Source organism: Methanobacterium congolense (assembly GCF_900095295.1).
GTDB classification, from domain to species: Archaea; Methanobacteriota; Methanobacteria; order Methanobacteriales; family Methanobacteriaceae; genus Methanobacterium_C; species Methanobacterium_C congolense.
The window spans coordinates 2,200,683-2,218,054 of sequence record NZ_LT607756.1 but is presented as its reverse complement, the minus strand read 5'-3'; the positions used below and the strand labels follow the sequence as shown (position 1 = coordinate 2,218,054).

The following is a 17,372-nucleotide window of genomic DNA, read 5'->3' as shown; positions in this document are numbered from 1 at the left end:
ATCAATTAAAAAAATAACTTATTTTAATGGTTTATTTGCTCCAGAACAGTTGCCCTGTGGTAAAATCCATATCTTTCGTAAAACTCCAGGGCTTCCTCGTTACCGTTGGCCACAAGGATCCTGCGCTTCTTAACATGGTTTTCATCCATCCATTCCAGGGCCCTTTCCATCAACCTGCTACCTATACCCTCTGATCTCCACGCTTCATCAACGTAGATGGAATCAATTTCTCCCTCAAGTTCAGTGGATAACGAGCTCACACAGTAACCAACAACCCGATTTTTAGGATCCTCTGCAAGGTCAACCCTCATGGAACCCTCTGCAGATTTTTTAAGCAGATCCTCCTTCCTCTCCTGGAAATCAAAATTCTGATAGTGGTTCTGAAAGTGCTCTGATTTTTTCTGGTGGTGCTGCCGCAACTTCTCCCACAGGGGTTGTATCAGGTCCAGGTCCTTTTCATTACCTTCGATGTAACTTATTTCCATGCTACTTCCTCAAAGATTTACTATTTTAATATTTTATCTCATTTAACCAGGTTTTCAACCCATTCTTCAGTTGTTAAAACTCTGCTGAACCTCATTGCCTGTGTCACAAGGATGGCTTTGTGCAGGTCCTCATCTGAAACTTCTCCAGCGTAGTTGGAGATGCTCAGAGTTCCTGTTGCATCGGACAAGAATTCCACATCGAAGCCCAGATGCATGGCCTGCCTTGCAGTGGTGTCACAGCACATCTGGGTCATGTAACCTGCTACAACCACGGTATCAATGTTGTTTGCTCTAAGCCAGGCTTCAAGATCAGTCCCTGTGAAACTGCCTGGCAACCTCTTTTCAATGATATGTTCGTATCCTTTGGATTTCACTTCACTGTGAAGCTTCCATCCCTCACTCCCCTTAGCAAAGGTGGGAGCATCCTCTGGATTTGTGTGCTGCACCAGGACCACAGGGATTTTCTGCCTATTTGCAACATCTATTGCCCTCAAGATGTTATCAAAGCTTTCCCTGGGGTAACTTACAGGTAACGCACCTGAAAAGTATTCATTCTGAACATCTATTATTAACAACGCTCTTTTCATAATTTGCCTCAACATCAAGCTTTTTTAATAGGTTATGCTGTTCTTTGGACATTTATTGCCCATACTACCTTTAAAACAATTGAACCTATTTTAGAACTTTTTACAGTATTATACTTTAATTAAAAGTTTCATATTAATAACCAGCAGTTTGGGATCATGGTCCGGATCAAAGAAGCTGTTCATTCCTTTAAATTTCTTTTAAACATATGATGATCTTTTGTAAGATGTATTATAAAAAAAGGAGGATTTCAACATGAAAATAGGAATCGTGGTATATTCTCAGACGGAACATACATATTCTGTGGCTCAGAAACTCCAGAAAAGGCTCCAGGAAAAGGGAAAGGAAGTAGAACTTGAGAGAGTTGTCATGAAAGGAGAGGCTCAGCCGGGTTCAAAGGACATGGAATTTGAAATCATCCCTGAGGTGGAAAAGTACGATGCACTGATATTCGGGTCTCCTGTACAGGCATTTTCACTTGCACGGCCCATGAAGGCGTACCTTGAGCAGATTCCATCACTTCAAGGTAAGAAAATAGCTCTCTTTGTAACCAAGGGGGTAAGATTCAATTGGACAGGTGGAACTCAGGCAATAGGCAAGATGAAGAAGATATCTCAATCCAAGGGAGGAAGCATAGTCGGAACGGATATCATAGTCTGGAATAAGAACAGGGATGAGAAGATAGATGCACTACTCAGAAGATTCAGTGCAATTTTTTAACGGTCCTTCCAGATCGTTTTAAAAAAGTAGTTCATACTTTCCTATTTTTACTATTTTAATCAAATTAATTTTAATCAATCAAACTATATTTTAAAGAAGATTAACATGTATTTTAAAAACTCTGTTTTAAGAGTAATATCTTATTTTTCTTAATTTCAATTGAAAGCCACTTAAAAATTTAATAAGTTATTTTATAACTTTTTTATTATAACTTTTAAAATTCTTTTTTTCAAAACGAATCCTTTATATAACATAAATAACACTCTGTTATATAAATAACACTGTGTAATTAAGATAACATAACGTGATTATTATAAACGATTGTTGGGGGTAGGTGAATAACATGTCCATCAAGAAATTAAAGGAAAAAGAAAAAGAAGAAAGGCGAAATTACATTGTTAACGCGGCAGAGAAGTTATTTTTTGATAAAGGTTATGATAACGTCTCAATGAATGATATAGCCCAGGAAGTAGGGGTTAACAGGGCCACACTCTACCTCTATTTCAAAAATAAGGAAACTGTTTATTCTGCAGTGGTTCTGCGCGCAGTTAAGATAAGGAATAAAATGTTCGAAGAAGGAGCAAAAGGCAATAACGGGCTTGATAAACTTAGAGGGATTGGAAGGGCATATTTTAAGTTTTGCAATGATTTTCATGATTATTACAAGGTTTTCCTTTATTTTAACTCGCAGAGATTCGATGAAAGTGATAACGAATATGTGCCTGAAATCAGGACTTTTTCATGTAAGACAATCCAGATAATGCGTGAATCAGTAGAGGAAGGAATTGAGGATGGTTCCATAAGGGCAGACGTGAATTCCCTTGAAGTGGCAATTTTCCTAGCAACAACATCAAAACAGGTTGTAAAACTAAATCCGCGTCATTTAAAAGAATTAGAAAGTGAAGGAATTACTTATGAACAATATGTTGAGGATTCTTTGGATTTGTGGATGCATATGGTAATGAAAAAAGCTTAAACGAATGCATTTTTATTTAAAACAACATTTAAATTTTATTTTTACTTTTAAGATTCCACCAATAGATTTAAGGAGCTAAATTTATGGAAACATCAGCAGAAGATCCTGCACACGATAAATTATCTGAAACAACTTATAATAACAGGTATATCATTTTGGCAATAGTGCTTACAGGTACTTTCATGTCCTTGATGAACAGTAATATAGTGAACGTTGCTTTGCCAAACATAACCAACTATTTTAACGTCAGTATTGCGCAATCGCAGTGGATAGTGACCTCCTATTTTTTAACGGTTACTGCAATGTTTTTAATTTTTGGAAAGATATCAGAATACACAGGCAAGACAAAGCTGTTTATTTTGGGTTTTGTAATTTTCACTCTTGGGGCACTGTTTTGTGGGTTTTCTGCAAGTCTTGATCAGCTAATATTTTTTAGAATATTACAGGCGCTTGGAGCATCCATGGTTTTCAGTATAAGCACGGCTATCATTATGGATGTATTTCCAGATAGTGAAAAGGGTCGTGCATTAGGATATCAAGCTTCTGTAATTGCAATCGGCCTGATCATTGCACCCTCTTTGGGAGGAGTTATTGTAGATTGGCTAGGATGGACCTATGTATTTTTCGTCAATATCCCCATAGGAATTGTAGGCCTGGTTTCAGCCCTGAAATATTTAAAAATTGAAGAGCACAAATCCGAGAATTTAAACATGGACTGGATGGGATCTTCCCTGTTCGTGGTGCTCATGGTTGCATTAATCTTATTCATGGGGGATTTATCAAATGGTGGAGGTGTACTGACCCTAATATGTGGTTCCATATTTGTACTGTCTCTTTTTATCTTCATATTAAGAGAATCGAATTGTAAAGAACCACTGCTTGATTTAACCATATTTAAGGCAAAATCTTTCATAAAACCTGCTATGGGCCTTATATTGTTTTTTATAGCATCAAATATGATTAATATAATATACCCTCTTTATTTTGAGGATGTATTGGACTGGAGAGCTACAGAAGTTGGCCTCACCATGATGATAATGGCAGTCGCGATGTTTCTTATATCCCCAGTCAGCGGATGGATCTATGATAAATATAAATTCCGAAATTTATCTTCATTAGGAGTATTAATCACAGGTTTAACAACCCTCCTCTTTGCATATATGCTTTTAATTGGAAATATCTTGGGTGCCATGATATCCCTGGCACTTATAGGTGTCGGATGCGCCCTATTTATGGTTCCTAATAATACAGATGTCATGAGTTCGTTGCCACAAAAAACAAACGTTTTATCCAGTGTAACTGCAACTTTTAGAAACTTTGGCGCCTTTTTAGGAGTTGCACTGGCAACTACATTAACATCTTTAAGCTATTCAAGTCACCTTGGATTGGGGCTCTCTGCAGGAACCATGATGGTCGGTATATTTTTTGGAATAGGCGGAATTTATCTCGTTTCAGCAATAGTTGTGTATAAAAGCTGAAATTAAGTGGTAATAATTAATTCAAGCCCAAATAAAGATGATAAAGAAATTTACATTATTCTTCTTTTTAATTTATCAATATAAATCTGAATTCCATTATCCAAGGTATACCTATATTCCATAGGATATTTTGAGTTCAGTGTTATTTTTTTGATGATTATCAAGATCTTATTTTATCCAAATCTTTATATAATATAACTAACCATGGGTTATCTATATAACCATAGGTTATAAATCTAAATGATGGTTAAAAGAGGGTGGTGAGATTTGGTGTCTATTAAAGAATTAAAGATCAAAGAGAAAGAAGATAGACGTAAATATATTTTAGACATTGCTCAGAAGTTATTTATATATAAAGACTATGATAATGTCTCGATGAATGATATAGCTCAGGAAGTGGGAGTTAATAAAGCAACGCTGTATAATTACTTCAAGAATAAAGAGGCACTGTACTTTGCTGTAGTATTACGCGGAGTTCAAATTTTAGATGAAATGATCAAAAAAGAAGTAAAAAAAGGAGATACAGGTTTTGAAAAGTTCAGATTATTTGGAAATGCAAATAATGAGTTTTATAATAAATATCCAGATTGTATGGGCCTTTTATATTCTCCACAATCGAATAAATTTGATGTAAGCAATATAAACGCTAGTGAAGAGTATAAAGAAGTAATGAAGATACTTAAAGAACTAATTTTCATTATGAGTGATTCAATACAATTTGGAGTGGATGATGGCACAATCCGGGATGATGTGAATCCAGTGGAAGCAGCCATATTGATATCATTGATCTCACAGAGCATGTCGAATATGAGCTGTTTGCATAGAGATATACTGGAAAGTAGGGGAAGTGATGAAAAGCAATTTTCCACATATGTAAAAGGAATCATACATCAAATGCTGATGAAAAAAGAGGATTGATTTGATTTTTTAAATCAGGGAATGGCTAACTGGATATAATGGAGAAATTAACATGTCAATTGTAAAAATAAATGATATAAATATGTATTATGAATCACATGGTGAAGGAGAACCTTTGATATTAATATCTGGTAATGGTGGTGAGTTATCCCAGTGGAAAGACCATATAACTATGTTTTCCAAAGAGTATCAGGTGATAGCTTTTGACAACCGCGGTGCAGGCCGTACTGATAAGCCAGATATGGAATATTCAATTGAGATGATGGCGAACGATGTAGTAGGTTTGATGGATGCCCTTGGAATCGAGAAGGCACATATACTCGGCGCATCTATGGGTGGAATGATAGCTCAGAGTATTGCTTTCTTGCACCCTAACAGAGTGAAAAGTTTGATACTTGCTGTAACAATGATGAAAGTATCTCCACAGGCAAATTATGCTGCTCAACATGCGATAAAAAATGTTCAGGAAGGAGTTGATCCTGAAAGTCTTGCAATATATTCAATAGCATGGTCATTTCCAGATGAAGTTTTTGAAAACCCCACAGCTGTTGAAATGATTAAAAAAGCCATGTTAACAACATTAAATCAGCAAAATGTTCATGGATTTAAACTGCAAAATGATGCAGCATCTGAATTTAACTCAAGTTCATGGGTAAGTGAGATCAAAGTTCCAACTCTTGTCATAGAGGGAGAAGATGACATTGTTGTGCCTAAAAAATATTCCTCCAGGGAAATTGCAAGAAACATTTCTGGCTCAAAGTTCATCTCTCTTCCAGGAGGACATATGGCCTATTTAATGAATGCTGGATCCTTCCAAAAACATGTAATGGACTTTATCGCATCAATCACATAATAAATCTGATATTTTTTCTTATTTTATTTATTCAACAATAATTTGTGCCCTATGATTAAATTGATGTTCAATAAATGGTAAATGTCAAAATATGTGCTAAAAAATCCAATGAATGTTAACGAAAACTTAAATTCAATTGAGAACAACCATGATCATGAATCTGTACGTTGAAGAGTCAGGCCAGGAAAACGCTGAAACCATTTTATTCCTTCATGGTGGTGGAATGGCAGGTTGGATGTGGAAGGAACAGGTTGAAGTCTTCAAGGATTACCATCTGATCATCCCAGACCTTCCAGAACATGGAAAAAGCATTGATATCAAGCCATTCACCATTGAAGGTGCTGCAGACAGGATCATAGATCTCATAAAGACCCGGGCAAAGGGTGGAAAGGCCAATCTTGTGGGGATATCCCTGGGGGCTCAAATAATCCTCCAAATTTTAAGCAAGGCTCCTGAAGTTTCGGATCATGCAATGATAAGCGGCACGCTCGTCCACAGCATCCCCCACACAGAAACCTTTTTAAAACTTCTTGATTATCTCATAAAGGTTTACCAGCCAGTTAAGGACACAGATTTCTTCATAAAGGCCAACATGAGAACATACAACATACCTAAAAATCTTTTTAACGAGTTCAAGGAATCCACGTATCTCATAAAACCAGCATCTCTGGACAGAATCCTGCACGAGAACATGCTGTTCCAGATGCCCACTGGATTGAACCATGCAGATGTTCCAGTACTGGTCATGGATGGTGGGAAGGAGTACAAGGTCATAAAGGAATCAGCTCAAGATCTGCTGGAAGTTTTACCTAACGCCACAGGAATAACGGCACCCAAACTGGGACACGTGTGGAATATAGAAAATCCAGACCTCTTCAACAGAGTTTTAAGAAGCTGGATAATGGATGAAAACCTGCCAGAGGAAGTTTCATTTATAAAATAGATTTCAAAACGATTCTTTTTTTAATAAATTTTTTAATAAAATTTTCAGGATAGACATTTTTAGATAACATCCTTCACAGAATTATAACTATCACAGAAATTATTTTCTTTCCATTTTCCTTTATTTATGTAACAATTTTAAAGAGATTGTTTGATAAAAAGGAGGTGTATATGTGGTTAAAATTGGATACAAACTCAGCAGTGAACTTCACAGTCCTCTGGATCTGGTTCGATACGCCAAGCATGCTGAGGATGCAGGATTTGATTTTGCTTCAATCTCTGACCATTACCATCCATGGATAAGCAAGCAGGGTCATAGTCCCTTTGTATGGTGTACAATAGGTGGCATATCTCAGGTAACAGAAAGGTTAATCATAACCACGGGTGTTACCTGTCCAACTGTGAGGATACATCCTGCAATCATAGCTCAAGCTGCAGCAACAGCCGCAGCCATGTTACCTGGCAGGTTCATCCTGGGTTTGGGTTCTGGGGAAAACTTAAACGAACACATCCTTGGTGATGTCTGGCCTTCAGCCCCCGTCAGGATAGAAATGCTGGAGGAAGCAGTGGATATCATTCAAAACCTGTGGAAGGGAGGTATGCAGGATTACGAAGGCAGGTACTACAGGGTTGTGAATGCAAGGATCCACACGCTACCTGAAGAGTTACCTCCAATATTCATCGCTGCCAACGGTGCAATGGCAGCTGAAACAGCGGGTATAATGGGGGACGGTTTGATAGCATTGGGTGAGAAAAAAGGGCTGGTTGATATATTCGTTGAGTGTGGAGGTCAGAATAAGCCTTGTCTATCTGAAATCTCACTATGCTGGGCAGAAACCGATGACGTGGCCGTGGATACTGTCTACGAGTACTGGCCCATTATGCCCTTTAAAAGCGATCTGAGTTGGGAGATTCCAACCCAAACTCACTTTGAACAGCTCGCCCAGAATGTTAAACTGGAAGATATAGCTGAAAGCACGCTCTGCAGCTCAGATCCCCAGAAACATATAGATAAAATCCAAAGAACCGTTGAGGCAGGGTTCGATCATATCTGTATCCAGCAGATAGGTCTAGATCAGGATGAATTCATAGAATTCTACAGAGAAGAGGTGCTGCCTGAATTCAGATGATGGGTGTTAGTTATCACAGTAGATCACAAGTTATGGAATAACATTATTTAACACAAGTTGATTAAATAATAAAACTATGTCAACTAAAGCCGCATTCATATTCATTGCACCTGAAAACGATTTTAACAAACACCGCGCAGTAATCGATTCTCCAGTTGTTGAACTTTCGGTGGTTGGAGTGAAAAACTACGACGAAGCAGAAGAAGTTGCCCTAAAACTGGTAGCGGATGGGGTCACAGCCATTGAACTGTGTGCAGGCTTTGGAAACGAAGGAACAGCCAGGATAGCCCGAGCTGTGAAGGGAAAAGCAGTGGTGGGAGTTGTACGTTTCGATCTGCACCCTGCCTTTGACCATCAGAGCGGGGATGATCTCTTTTAACTACTGAATCTATTAAAATGGATTCGCAGCGTTGATTTAATCCGTTAAAATATTTAAGATAAGGAATAATGATTATTAAACATATTCGGGGTTAATCTATGAAACAATGGTACGAAGAACTATTCTCCAATTACGCAGATACCTATGAAAGTGAAATCTACACCCAGGGAACCCTTGGGGAAGTTGATTTCATTGAAAATGAACTCAATCATGATAAAAAATGCAGAATTCTGGACATTGGCTGTGGAACTGGCAGGCACGCCATAGAACTCAGAAAACGTGGCTACAGCGTCACAGGAGTTGACCTTTCAGGGTCCATGCTCAAAAAAGCCAGGGAAAAAGCTGAAACTGCTGGTTTAAATATCGATTTCCAGCTTGCAGATGCCAGAAACCTGCCCTTTGAACAGGAATTTGACCTGGCAATAATGTTATGTGAAGGTGCATTCCCGTTGATGGAAACAGATGAAATGAACTTTGACATTCTCAAAAACGCAGCCAAGGCATTAAAAAAGAATGGAAAATTCATATTCACAACTTTAAACGGTCTTTATCCGTTGTATCATTCTGTTAAAGATTTTATAGAATCCAACAGGGAGAAAGGTAGTTTTGAAAACTCCTTTGATATCATGAGCTTCAGAGAGGTATCTACCCTTGAGATCAAGGATGATGATGGAAATTCAAAGGTTTTAGAATGCAACCAACGTTACTACGTACCTTCTGAGATTTCATGGCTTCTTAAAACTCTTAATTTCAACAATATTGATATATTCGGTTGTAAAATTGGAAATTTCAGTAGGGATGATGGTTTAACCACTGAAGATTTTGAAATGCTGGTTGTAGCAGAATTCTAATTTGTTTCTAATCTTTAAATCAATCGTGGTGTTTTTATGAACAAAAGTAAAAAGCTCAAAGAACTTTTAAACTCTGAAGAAACCCTGATAATACCTGATGCCTACGATCCAGTGAGTGCCCGTCTTGTAGAAATGGCAGGTTTCAAGGCGGTGCAGTGTTCAGGTTACAGCTTCTCAATTGCTGCAGTAAGGCCAAAGGAAATTGATATCTCAAGGGATGAAAACCTGGAAATAACCCGTAGAATGGTGGATGCTGTAGGAGTCCCTGTTATGGCCGATGCTGAAGATGGATATGGGGATGCAATGGAAGTGAAACGTACTGTTCAGGCTTTCATGGATGCCGGTGTTGCAGGACTGAACCTTGAAGACCAGCTACTGGATGGAAGCCATGGTGTAAGCATAATCAGTTCAGAGGCTATGGTGGAGAAGATCCGGGTTGCAAAGGAAACAACAGAATCTGAAAATCCGGATTTTATCATCAATGCCCGTACAGATGCACTGAAATCCTTGGATAATAGAGAAGATGCCCTTAACCTTGCAGCAGAACGTGCAAACCAGTACCTTGATGCCGGTGCAGATCTAACCTTCGCCCCTTACGTTGAAACAATTGAAGAGGTCAAAACCCTTAAAAAAGAGGTTAAAGGGCCCTTGAGTGTGGCTGCAGGAATGCCCTACAACATAAAAAACTTCTCAATAACCGATCTTGAGGATCTGGGAGTTGAAAGGGTTAGTTTACCCACACTCTTAATATACTCAAGTCTCAAGGCTATAAAGAACTCTTTAAACCATATTGAAAAGGATAGTTTAATGGAACTTGATGATAAGGATTTATTGTATGATATTAAAGATTTAAAGGATTTAATTAGATTATAACAGTTTAAAATCACTTACTTTTAAAAATAATATCATTAAATCTAAAAAAATCTGGATGTAAAACATTTGATAGTTGATAAGGTGATTAAATGAGCAAAGGATCCTTCACTGATAAAAATCACGAACCCTCTGAAGATGAAATCTTTGAAGCTTTAGCATCAGTTAAACCATTGTGGAATGATTTAAGGGAATTCATTGACGATAACTACAAAATTTCAGGTGAACTCAAGTTCTACGGTAAGAACTTTGGATGGGCCTTGAGGTACCGTAAATCAGGAAGGGTTCTGGTCTCCATGTACCCGGGAATTAATGAGTTCACAGTGCAGATCATCCTCAACGGGAAAGAGGTTGAAAAAGCCATGGAAATGGACCTTGAACCAGATACAATGAAGATCATTGAAGAAACAGAACCAATACGTGAGGGGAAATGGATTTACATCAATCTCACATCAGAAACAGGTTTGAGGGATGTTGAAGATCTGATCTCAGTCAGATCACCAATAAAAAGATCCGTTAAGGGAATAAAATAAAAATTTTAAGCTCATTCAACTTATTTTTGCATATTCCATGGCCTTTCTTATGTCTTCAGCTATCATATTCCTTTTACTTTTTTCGATGTTGAAAGAAGGGCCTGTTTGAGTGTAGGAAGGCACGTAAAGAATTGAATCCATGACATAATCATTGGATCGTAATTTGTAGGTTGAACCCTGAGGAATAACCCTTTCACCATCCCTCCTCTTTGTTATGTAGTTGATGCATTTAATTGCAAAGTCCCCCATGCACATAATAACGGATACATTGGGAAACTGGGACAGTTCTTTTTCTAAAATCATTGAACAATTTTTCAGGGTTTGTGCTTTGACGTTGTAATTTTTCTTAGGACATTTAATTGCAGTGGTGAAGTATATTCCCTTTTCAACCAGCTCCTCAAAATTTTTAGGGGAGTATCCTGCGTCTTCAAATGTAGTGCATGTTGTAGTTTGAAAAAAGCTACCATGATTGGTGTAGTAGTAATCTTTTTCATCGAGAGGAGGTGCTTCAGATACAACCACAATTTTAACTCTTTCAGGGTCTAAATTTATTTTGGGGATTGTCCAGATGTGTTTAACATCATCGCATGGAAAATCACACTCTAAATTTGTGTTAACCATCAAATTCATCCCTCCATTCTTGGATAAAACTATTACATACAACTGAAATCATTAATATTACCTTTGTTTTTGTAGCATAAAATAAGTTTCCATTCTTAAAAGGAAGGTTCACAAAAAGTACAATAATCAATTCCTCCTAATAATTCATTCAAGAAACCTTCAAACCATTGAAGTTGTTATTTGTAAAAAGGGGTAGGGTGCAAAATGTTACCAAAGGTCATAATATACAATGCAGTAAGCCTTGACGGCCGCATAACAGGATTTAATGCAGATTCAGAGCTTTATTATGAACTTGCTTCAAAATTGGGGGTTGATGCGGTTTTAATGGGAAGTGAAACTGTGCTGACAGGATTCGAAGCCCAGCCCTTCCAGGCTTTTCAGGAGATTGGAGAGGACTTCAAACCCAGAGAGGTTGATCCGGCAGATGAAAGACCGCTTCTCGTGGTTCCAGACAGCAGGGGGCAGGTAAGAATCTGGAGAAGGGTTCTTGAAATGCCCTACATCAGGGACGTCCTGGTTTTATGCTCCAGATCCACTCCCCAAGAGTACCTGGACTTTTTGGATGAGAACTGCGTTAAGTACATGATCATAGGTTACCAGAAGGTTGATCTGGGCTTTGCATTGGAGGAATTAAACACCCAGTTTGGAGTGAAGTCAGTGAGGGTTGACAGTGGTGGCATCTTAAATGGAGTTCTCCTGAGGGAGAACCTTGTGGATGAAGTCCACGTTTTCATCCACCCCGAGCTCGTGGGAGGAACATCACCTTCATCCATTTACCAGGCACCTGACCTGGAATCAGATGAAGATACGATACCGGTTTTTCTCACGGGCCTTGAGAAACTGAAGAATGATGTAGTTCTTCTCAAATATCGTATATTCAAGTGAAAGAAATCAGGTGAATCCTTAAAATCAGGATATATGGAAAAAAATTTATAGAAGAAATATGCAGGGAATTAAATGGACTCAAACACACTTTATGGGGAAAAAATAGCCTCGAAATGGACAACCGTCCTTTTTGCATTTGTCACGGTATTCTTCATCTTCATGATGTTCTACCAGATATTCGTGGGCCCACTTGGAGACTACCCCGCCCCAAGATGGGGTTTAATTGTTTTAACGGTTATTTTTCTGTTTTTAACCTTCAACTTCAGGGCAATGACCATTGAACTGACTCCAGAATTTTTGTCAACAGGTTTTGGTGTTGTGAAGCATAGGATTCCATGGGAAGACATTGAAAGGAGCTGGGAAGATGAATCACCTGTGTGGACCTACGGTGGTTGGGGAATACGATTTGAAAAGTCCCATGGAAAAAGAAGACTTGCCTACACAGTTCCACAAACTCCAAGAGTTGCTCTTTCACTTAAAAGGGGCAGATTTCAGGAATTCATATTTTCAACCAGAAAACCTGGAGAATTGATTGGGTTAATTAATGAGATGACGAGCAGTACATGATCGCTGCAGCTCAAAACCAAAATAAACCTTATTTCAATCATACAATCTGTTTTATTAAATTTTAGAATTTATAATATAAAAAAATATTAAAAACTAATTAAAATCGATGGGAAGGTCATAAATTGCAGCTTAAGCAGATGAACGATAATATAAATGATTACATAAAGGATTCTGAAATCCTGAACTACAATGATCAAAATATCCAGAAAAAGGCACTGGAACTAACTCATCACTCTGAAAATCAACTCGAAACAGTTAAAAATGTTTACGAATTTGTAAGGGATGAAGTACCACATTCACTGGATATTGGAGGACAGATGATAACCTTCAGGGCATCTGATGTTCTGGATAAAAGTCAAGGACTTTGCTTTGCAAAATCCAACCTCCTGGCTGCAATGCTCAGATTTTTAGGAGTGCCAACAGGTTTCTGTTATCAGAGGCTCACCCACGAGGAGGGTTACGTTCTTCACGGCCTCAACGCAGTACTTCTGGATGGTGAATGGTACAGGTTGGATGCAAGGGGTAACAGGGAGGATGTTGATGCCCAGTTCTCAATGGATACAGAAAAACTTGCATTCCCAGTTTCACACGATGGTGAGGTGGATTACCCTGGAATCTACTCAGAACCAGTTGAATCAGTTGTGAAATCATTCAATGGTGCTGAAAATGTTGATGAAGTTATGGAGAGGCTTTCAGAGGTAAGGATTTAAGGAGGTTTAGTATGGAATACGTACACGGTTATTCAAATAGGGAAGCCCTAAGGCTTGCTGATCAAGCTGATACTCTGACAGAAATACTGCATTCAGGTATAACTTATCCTTCAGGAAGCAGTGTCCTGGAGGCAGGATGTGGTGTTGGGGCTCAAACAGTTGTACTGGCTAAAAACAGTTCTGAATCTGAAATAACTTCAGTGGATATTTCAGAGGAATCCTTGAATCATGCAGAATCCTTAATAAGATCTGAGGGTATTTCTAATGTGAATTTTCAGCAGGCAGACATCATGAACCTTCCCTTTCCAGAAAACAGTTTTGATCATGTCTTTGTTTGTTTCGTTCTCGAGCACCTTCAAAATCCAGAACAAGCCCTTCAAAACTTGAAAAGAGTTTTAAAAAAGGGAGGATCAATAACTGTGATTGAAGGCGATCATGGGTCCTGCTACTTCTATCCTGAAACAAAGGAATCTGTGAAGGTATGGAACTGTCTGGTACAGAGTCAAAAGTGTTTGGATGGGAATCCTATGGTTGGAAGGGAGTTACAGCCTCTCTTAAAGAATTCTGGATTTAAAAATGTTGAAATTTCCCCTAAAATTGTATATGTTGACTCAAACAGGCCAGAACTTGTTGATGGATTTATAAAGAAAACCATCATTGCAATGGTGGAAGGTGTGAAGGATCAGGCTCTGGAAAATGGTATGATCGATATTGAAACATGGAACAGGGGAATAAAAGACCTTTACAAGACTGCTGAACCAGGTGGAACCTTTTTCTACAACTTCTTCAGGGGTTACGGTATCAAGTAAATATAAATATGTAAAATGGATAATCGGTGGATTCAATGGAAAAAATAGGTTTCATAGGCTACGGCAGTATGGGGAGCATGATTATAAGGGGAATTCTGTCTTCAAATGTTCCAAACCATGGAGAAATGATCGTATCAACGAGGACAGACTCCAAATTAAATGATCTGAAGAAAAATTACCCTGAAATTGAAATAGCCGATAATAATATTGATTTAGCCCAAAAATGTCATAAAATATTCCTTTTTGTAGGTACTGGTGATGTTAAGGGAGTGATAGAAGAAATAAGAGAATATCTCATGGAATATGTTCATATAATCTACATATCTGCTGGTTTAACTTTGGATGATGTAAATACGATTTTTCCAGGAAAGCTGAGTAAGGTCATACCCTCAATAAATTCAGAAGTGGGTGAAGGAGTTTCTCTGGTCTGTCACAGCCAGAATGTGGCTCATGAGGATGTTGATTTTGTGGATAAAATCTTCGGAGCTCTAGGGGATGTTGTGGTTGTTGATGAAGCAGATCTGGAAGTTGCAACCAACCTCACAAGTTGTTCTCCTGCATTCATTGCATTGATCCTTAGGAAGTTTGCAGAGGCAGGATCCAAGATCAGTGGTATTTCCAACCAAGAAGCAGAGGATATGGTCATGAAAACATGTTATGGAACTTCAAAACTTTTGTACGAAGGTAACATGACGGTTGAAGAAATTGTATCGAGGGTTGCAACTCCTGGAGGCATTACAGAAGAAGGTTTAAAGGGTTTAGAAAGGGATCTGCCCCGTGTGTTCGATGAACTCTTTAAAACTACCGTGAGCAAACATGAAGTACTGAAAAAGCAGTTTTAAAGATTAAATCTTAGATAGATTCATAAAAAGGTTAAAAATAAAACGTGAATCTCTGCTCTGTAATTCACGATTGTGTTTCAGCGTTGGAAAGCTGTCTTGTACATTGCAAAGATCACAACAAGGTATCCAAGGGTTCTAACAACCAGAAGTGAAATCTCTGAGCTCTGGGAGCCGAGAAGAACTGCAATGTGTGATATTCCAAAAAGACCAAATCCCAAGCCTATGTACAGTGCAACAACATTTTCTTTTTGTCTATAAGCCCAGTATCCAAGTATAACTATCAAAATACAGAATAAAAGGTTGAGAACAGATACAGGATCCCACACGAAAGCCATGATATTAACCTCAGGTATTTTTATAATAATCTGTTTCTGGAAACATATAACCTTTTAGATGGGAAGGTTATCCTTTAAATAAAATGATAGGTTCTGCGCAGTTTAAATAATGATCTATAGGATAATTTATAAGATAGGATATCTAAAAATAATTATAAAAATTGTTGATATTGTTTAGAATGAATAAAGAGATTTCTAAGCCCTGAAAATCAACTATTCACCTTTTACAAGCAATTAAGGATGTGACATTCATGAAGGTTATCACACTCATTGCACTGTTATCAGTAATGTTCATAGGGGTAATATATGGGGTTTTATATGCAACAGGGGATACTCCTGCAGATATGAATGGAAGCATAGTTGGTGTCTGCCAAAACGATCAAATGATGGATTATTCATCATCAAATTCAATTCTGGTTGATGGTGTGGTCACAGATGGCAACCAGCATGGAAACGTGTCTGTAATAGTGACCAATGAAACTCAAATATTTAAAAAACAAGGAAACAAACAAATATCTTCATCATTCAGCAGTTTTAAACCTGGACAGAAGGTCGAAATTCAATTTTCCGGTCCAATAATGGAGTCTTATCCTCCACAAGTACGTGCAGGTCAGATAGTCATATCTGATTGAGGAGTTTCCACAGTTTTCAGATGGGTTGTTAATTGGAATTTTCGTTCCGTTACATGTAAACATTGGCGCATGATTTACAGGATCCATAATACCTTCCGTAAGGTTTAAATATAAACAGAACGTAACCTTACTAATAAGCCAAGGTAGCTTAGAGGCGAAGCGGTGGACTGCAGATCCATTACACGGGAGTTCAAATCTCTCCCTTGGCTCTAAATGTTCTAAGAAGATTTTTAGAACCTACAACACATGAATTTTCCTAAGGGGTCATAGTGTAACCTGGCTATCATCTGGGACTCCAGTTGTCTTTGAAGAAAGTGCGCACACTGAGGAAAGGTATGATGACCGATTGGAGTACTGAGACAAGAGAAATCCTAGGATCTGGGTTCAAATCCCGGTGACCCCACTTTTTCTAATTAAACTTAATAAAAATCTTATTTTACACTTCACGGTGATGCTTATTGAAAAAAATCAACAACATCATAATGATAGACGGAATGGGTTACGATTCAAACATCTACATCTTCGATGATGTGGTAGTTGACACAGGAACCGGAGAAAACATGGGATACATCAAGGATTCCATTGAAAAAGCAGGCCTGAGTCTGGATGATCTGTCCCTAATCGTGAACACCCACAACCACTACGACCACACCGGCGGTAACAAATACTTCAACCTTGAAGTTGCAATGCATGAGGCGGATGCTGAAGCATTTGAACGTGGAGATGATGATGTAACCGTTGCATCAATGTTTGGAGGCTCCACTGAAGGTATGAAGGTGGACAGAAAACTCCACGAGGGAGACAAGATCCATGATTTCACAGTTTTCCACACACCGGGTCATACAAAGGGAGGAATATGTCTCTACGATGGTGAAACACTTATATCTGGCGATACTGTATTTGCAGGTGGAGGATTCGGACGTACCGACATAGGGGGCGATGTGAATGACATGCAAAACTCCCTTGAAAAACTGAGCAAACTGGATGTCAAGTACCTGCTCCCGGGACACGGTCCCTGCACTTCAGATGGATCAAGGCACATCAAGATGGCCTTTGGCATGGTTAAGATGTTTTAAGTTTAGATGTTTTAGAAAACAAAAGTGCTAGTTACTTCTTGTGCTGTTTTGGACTACTTTAAAAAATTCAATACTAAAAATTAAATAGATTTTTTAAATAGATTTTAGAATATCTCAAAAAAAACAGGTGTTATACTCAATTCACCTTCAAAACGATTTTTACTTTACATAAGTT

22 protein-coding genes and 2 tRNA genes are annotated in these 17,372 nt (G+C 38.2%); 20 read left to right on the top strand and 4 right to left on the bottom strand.

Going from position 1 to position 17,372, the window contains the following annotated elements; all coding sequences use genetic code 11:
• Positions 1 to 23 precede the first annotated feature (23 nt).
• The gene (locus MCBB_RS10615; protein ID WP_071907734.1) at positions 24 to 485 is read right to left on the bottom strand and encodes a GNAT family N-acetyltransferase; all 462 of its coding nucleotides are present in this window, start codon (positions 483 to 485) and stop codon (positions 24 to 26) included.
• Between the two features lie 38 nt (positions 486 to 523).
• Positions 524 to 1,072 (bottom strand): cysteine hydrolase family protein, encoded by a 549-nt coding sequence (locus MCBB_RS10610; protein WP_071907733.1) that lies wholly within the window; start codon positions 1,070 to 1,072, stop codon positions 524 to 526.
• A gap of 253 nt (positions 1,073 to 1,325) precedes the next feature.
• Between MCBB_RS10610 and MCBB_RS10605 the strand changes: the two genes are divergently transcribed.
• The 11 genes from MCBB_RS10605 (at position 1,326) to MCBB_RS10555 (ending at position 10,720) form a co-directional block, all read left to right on the top strand.
• Complete coding sequence (locus MCBB_RS10605) at positions 1,326 to 1,790, top strand: flavodoxin family protein (protein WP_071907732.1); 465 nt, start codon at positions 1,326 to 1,328, stop codon at positions 1,788 to 1,790.
• Between the two features lie 343 nt (positions 1,791 to 2,133).
• On the top strand, positions 2,134 to 2,766 hold the full coding sequence (locus tag MCBB_RS10600) for a TetR/AcrR family transcriptional regulator (RefSeq protein ID WP_071907731.1): 633 nt from the start codon (positions 2,134 to 2,136) through the stop codon (positions 2,764 to 2,766).
• 83 nt (positions 2,767 to 2,849) lie between these two features.
• Complete coding sequence (locus MCBB_RS10595; protein WP_071907730.1) at positions 2,850 to 4,244, top strand: MFS transporter; 1,395 nt, start codon at positions 2,850 to 2,852, stop codon at positions 4,242 to 4,244.
• A gap of 270 nt (positions 4,245 to 4,514) precedes the next feature.
• A complete protein-coding gene (locus MCBB_RS10590; RefSeq protein ID WP_071908085.1) occupies positions 4,515 to 5,162 on the top strand; it encodes a TetR/AcrR family transcriptional regulator in 648 nt (215 codons plus the stop codon).
• 52 nt (positions 5,163 to 5,214) lie between these two features.
• Complete coding sequence (locus tag MCBB_RS10585; RefSeq protein WP_071907729.1) at positions 5,215 to 6,015, top strand: alpha/beta fold hydrolase; 801 nt, start codon at positions 5,215 to 5,217, stop codon at positions 6,013 to 6,015.
• A 148-nt stretch (positions 6,016 to 6,163) separates the two neighbouring features.
• On the top strand, positions 6,164 to 6,958 hold the full coding sequence (locus MCBB_RS10580; RefSeq protein WP_231916362.1) for an alpha/beta fold hydrolase: 795 nt from the start codon (positions 6,164 to 6,166) through the stop codon (positions 6,956 to 6,958).
• Positions 6,959 to 7,130: 172 nt separating this feature from the next.
• Positions 7,131 to 8,087 carry a TIGR03557 family F420-dependent LLM class oxidoreductase gene (locus tag MCBB_RS10575; RefSeq protein ID WP_071907728.1) on the top strand — a complete coding sequence of 319 codons (957 nt, stop codon included), beginning with the start codon at positions 7,131 to 7,133 and terminating at the stop codon, positions 8,085 to 8,087.
• A gap of 76 nt (positions 8,088 to 8,163) precedes the next feature.
• Positions 8,164 to 8,466: a DUF6506 family protein gene (locus MCBB_RS10570; protein WP_071907727.1), complete on the top strand. Its 303-nt coding sequence runs from the start codon at positions 8,164 to 8,166 to the stop codon at positions 8,464 to 8,466.
• 98 nt (positions 8,467 to 8,564) lie between these two features.
• A complete protein-coding gene (locus tag MCBB_RS10565) occupies positions 8,565 to 9,317 on the top strand; it encodes a class I SAM-dependent methyltransferase (RefSeq protein WP_071907726.1) in 753 nt (250 codons plus the stop codon).
• Between the two features lie 36 nt (positions 9,318 to 9,353).
• The gene (locus MCBB_RS10560; RefSeq protein ID WP_071907725.1) at positions 9,354 to 10,190 is read left to right on the top strand and encodes an isocitrate lyase/PEP mutase family protein; all 837 of its coding nucleotides are present in this window, start codon (positions 9,354 to 9,356) and stop codon (positions 10,188 to 10,190) included.
• Between the two features lie 89 nt (positions 10,191 to 10,279).
• Positions 10,280 to 10,720 carry a DUF3788 family protein gene (locus MCBB_RS10555; protein WP_071907724.1) on the top strand — a complete coding sequence of 147 codons (441 nt, stop codon included), beginning with the start codon at positions 10,280 to 10,282 and terminating at the stop codon, positions 10,718 to 10,720.
• Positions 10,721 to 10,735: 15 nt separating this feature from the next.
• On the opposite strand, the gene MCBB_RS10550 is transcribed toward MCBB_RS10555, so the two are convergent.
• Complete coding sequence (locus tag MCBB_RS10550; RefSeq protein ID WP_071907723.1) at positions 10,736 to 11,341, bottom strand: uracil-DNA glycosylase family protein; 606 nt, start codon at positions 11,339 to 11,341, stop codon at positions 10,736 to 10,738.
• A 204-nt stretch (positions 11,342 to 11,545) separates the two neighbouring features.
• Here MCBB_RS10550 and MCBB_RS10545 point away from each other — a divergent pair, with 204 nt between their 5' ends.
• The 5 genes from MCBB_RS10545 to MCBB_RS10525 all read left to right on the top strand — a co-directional run bounded on the left by MCBB_RS10545 (position 11,546) and on the right by MCBB_RS10525 (position 15,154).
• Positions 11,546 to 12,226, top strand: coding sequence for a dihydrofolate reductase family protein (locus tag MCBB_RS10545; RefSeq protein ID WP_071907722.1), 681 nt, complete (start codon positions 11,546 to 11,548; stop codon positions 12,224 to 12,226).
• Between the two features lie 72 nt (positions 12,227 to 12,298).
• The gene (locus MCBB_RS10540; protein WP_071907721.1) at positions 12,299 to 12,793 is read left to right on the top strand and encodes a hypothetical protein; all 495 of its coding nucleotides are present in this window, start codon (positions 12,299 to 12,301) and stop codon (positions 12,791 to 12,793) included.
• A gap of 122 nt (positions 12,794 to 12,915) precedes the next feature.
• Complete coding sequence (locus MCBB_RS10535; protein ID WP_071907720.1) at positions 12,916 to 13,503, top strand: transglutaminase-like domain-containing protein; 588 nt, start codon at positions 12,916 to 12,918, stop codon at positions 13,501 to 13,503.
• Between the two features lie 11 nt (positions 13,504 to 13,514).
• Positions 13,515 to 14,312: a class I SAM-dependent methyltransferase gene (locus MCBB_RS10530; RefSeq protein ID WP_071907719.1), complete on the top strand. Its 798-nt coding sequence runs from the start codon at positions 13,515 to 13,517 to the stop codon at positions 14,310 to 14,312.
• Between the two features lie 35 nt (positions 14,313 to 14,347).
• Positions 14,348 to 15,154 carry a pyrroline-5-carboxylate reductase dimerization domain-containing protein gene (locus tag MCBB_RS10525; protein WP_071907718.1) on the top strand — a complete coding sequence of 269 codons (807 nt, stop codon included), beginning with the start codon at positions 14,348 to 14,350 and terminating at the stop codon, positions 15,152 to 15,154.
• A gap of 77 nt (positions 15,155 to 15,231) precedes the next feature.
• Here MCBB_RS10525 and MCBB_RS10520 read toward each other — a convergent pair whose 3' ends face one another.
• A complete protein-coding gene (locus MCBB_RS10520) occupies positions 15,232 to 15,489 on the bottom strand; it encodes a hypothetical protein (protein ID WP_071907717.1) in 258 nt (85 codons plus the stop codon).
• 251 nt (positions 15,490 to 15,740) lie between these two features.
• Between MCBB_RS10520 and MCBB_RS10515 the strand changes: the two genes are divergently transcribed.
• The 4 genes from MCBB_RS10515 (at position 15,741) to MCBB_RS10500 (ending at position 17,197) form a co-directional block, all read left to right on the top strand.
• Positions 15,741 to 16,121, top strand: a complete 381-nt coding sequence (locus MCBB_RS10515; protein WP_071907716.1) for a DUF3221 domain-containing protein — start codon at positions 15,741 to 15,743, stop codon at positions 16,119 to 16,121.
• A gap of 137 nt (positions 16,122 to 16,258) precedes the next feature.
• Positions 16,259 to 16,330, top strand: a tRNA-Cys gene (locus MCBB_RS10510).
• Positions 16,331 to 16,381: 51 nt separating this feature from the next.
• Positions 16,382 to 16,524 (top strand) — tRNA-Trp (locus MCBB_RS10505).
• A gap of 55 nt (positions 16,525 to 16,579) precedes the next feature.
• Positions 16,580 to 17,197 carry an MBL fold metallo-hydrolase gene (locus tag MCBB_RS10500; protein ID WP_071907715.1) on the top strand — a complete coding sequence of 206 codons (618 nt, stop codon included), beginning with the start codon at positions 16,580 to 16,582 and terminating at the stop codon, positions 17,195 to 17,197.
• The last annotated feature ends 175 nt before the right edge of the window (positions 17,198 to 17,372 follow it).

Excerpts from the sequence above, each read along its gene's own strand:
- MCBB_RS10615 (WP_071907734.1), bottom strand. The coding sequence starts at position 485 with ATGGAAATAAGTTACATCGAAGGTAATGAAAAGGACCTGGACCTGATA.
- MCBB_RS10610 (WP_071907733.1), bottom strand. The coding sequence starts at position 1,072 with ATGAAAAGAGCGTTGTTAATAATAGATGTTCAGAATGAATACTTTTCA.
- MCBB_RS10605 (WP_071907732.1), top strand. The coding sequence starts at position 1,326 with ATGAAAATAGGAATCGTGGTATATTCTCAGACGGAACATACATATTCT.
- MCBB_RS10600 (WP_071907731.1), top strand. The coding sequence starts at position 2,134 with ATGTCCATCAAGAAATTAAAGGAAAAAGAAAAAGAAGAAAGGCGAAAT.
- MCBB_RS10595 (WP_071907730.1), top strand. The coding sequence starts at position 2,850 with ATGGAAACATCAGCAGAAGATCCTGCACACGATAAATTATCTGAAACA.
- MCBB_RS10585 (WP_071907729.1), top strand. The coding sequence starts at position 5,215 with ATGTCAATTGTAAAAATAAATGATATAAATATGTATTATGAATCACAT.
- MCBB_RS10580 (WP_231916362.1), top strand. The coding sequence starts at position 6,164 with ATGATCATGAATCTGTACGTTGAAGAGTCAGGCCAGGAAAACGCTGAA.
- MCBB_RS10570 (WP_071907727.1), top strand. The coding sequence starts at position 8,164 with ATGTCAACTAAAGCCGCATTCATATTCATTGCACCTGAAAACGATTTT.
- MCBB_RS10565 (WP_071907726.1), top strand. The coding sequence starts at position 8,565 with ATGAAACAATGGTACGAAGAACTATTCTCCAATTACGCAGATACCTAT.
- MCBB_RS10560 (WP_071907725.1), top strand. The coding sequence starts at position 9,354 with ATGAACAAAAGTAAAAAGCTCAAAGAACTTTTAAACTCTGAAGAAACC.
- MCBB_RS10555 (WP_071907724.1), top strand. The coding sequence starts at position 10,280 with ATGAGCAAAGGATCCTTCACTGATAAAAATCACGAACCCTCTGAAGAT.
- MCBB_RS10550 (WP_071907723.1), bottom strand. The coding sequence starts at position 11,341 with ATGGTTAACACAAATTTAGAGTGTGATTTTCCATGCGATGATGTTAAA.
- MCBB_RS10545 (WP_071907722.1), top strand. The coding sequence starts at position 11,546 with ATGTTACCAAAGGTCATAATATACAATGCAGTAAGCCTTGACGGCCGC.
- MCBB_RS10540 (WP_071907721.1), top strand. The coding sequence starts at position 12,299 with ATGGACTCAAACACACTTTATGGGGAAAAAATAGCCTCGAAATGGACA.
- MCBB_RS10530 (WP_071907719.1), top strand. The coding sequence starts at position 13,515 with ATGGAATACGTACACGGTTATTCAAATAGGGAAGCCCTAAGGCTTGCT.
- MCBB_RS10525 (WP_071907718.1), top strand. The coding sequence starts at position 14,348 with ATGGAAAAAATAGGTTTCATAGGCTACGGCAGTATGGGGAGCATGATT.
- MCBB_RS10520 (WP_071907717.1), bottom strand. The coding sequence starts at position 15,489 with ATGGCTTTCGTGTGGGATCCTGTATCTGTTCTCAACCTTTTATTCTGT.
- MCBB_RS10515 (WP_071907716.1), top strand. The coding sequence starts at position 15,741 with ATGAAGGTTATCACACTCATTGCACTGTTATCAGTAATGTTCATAGGG.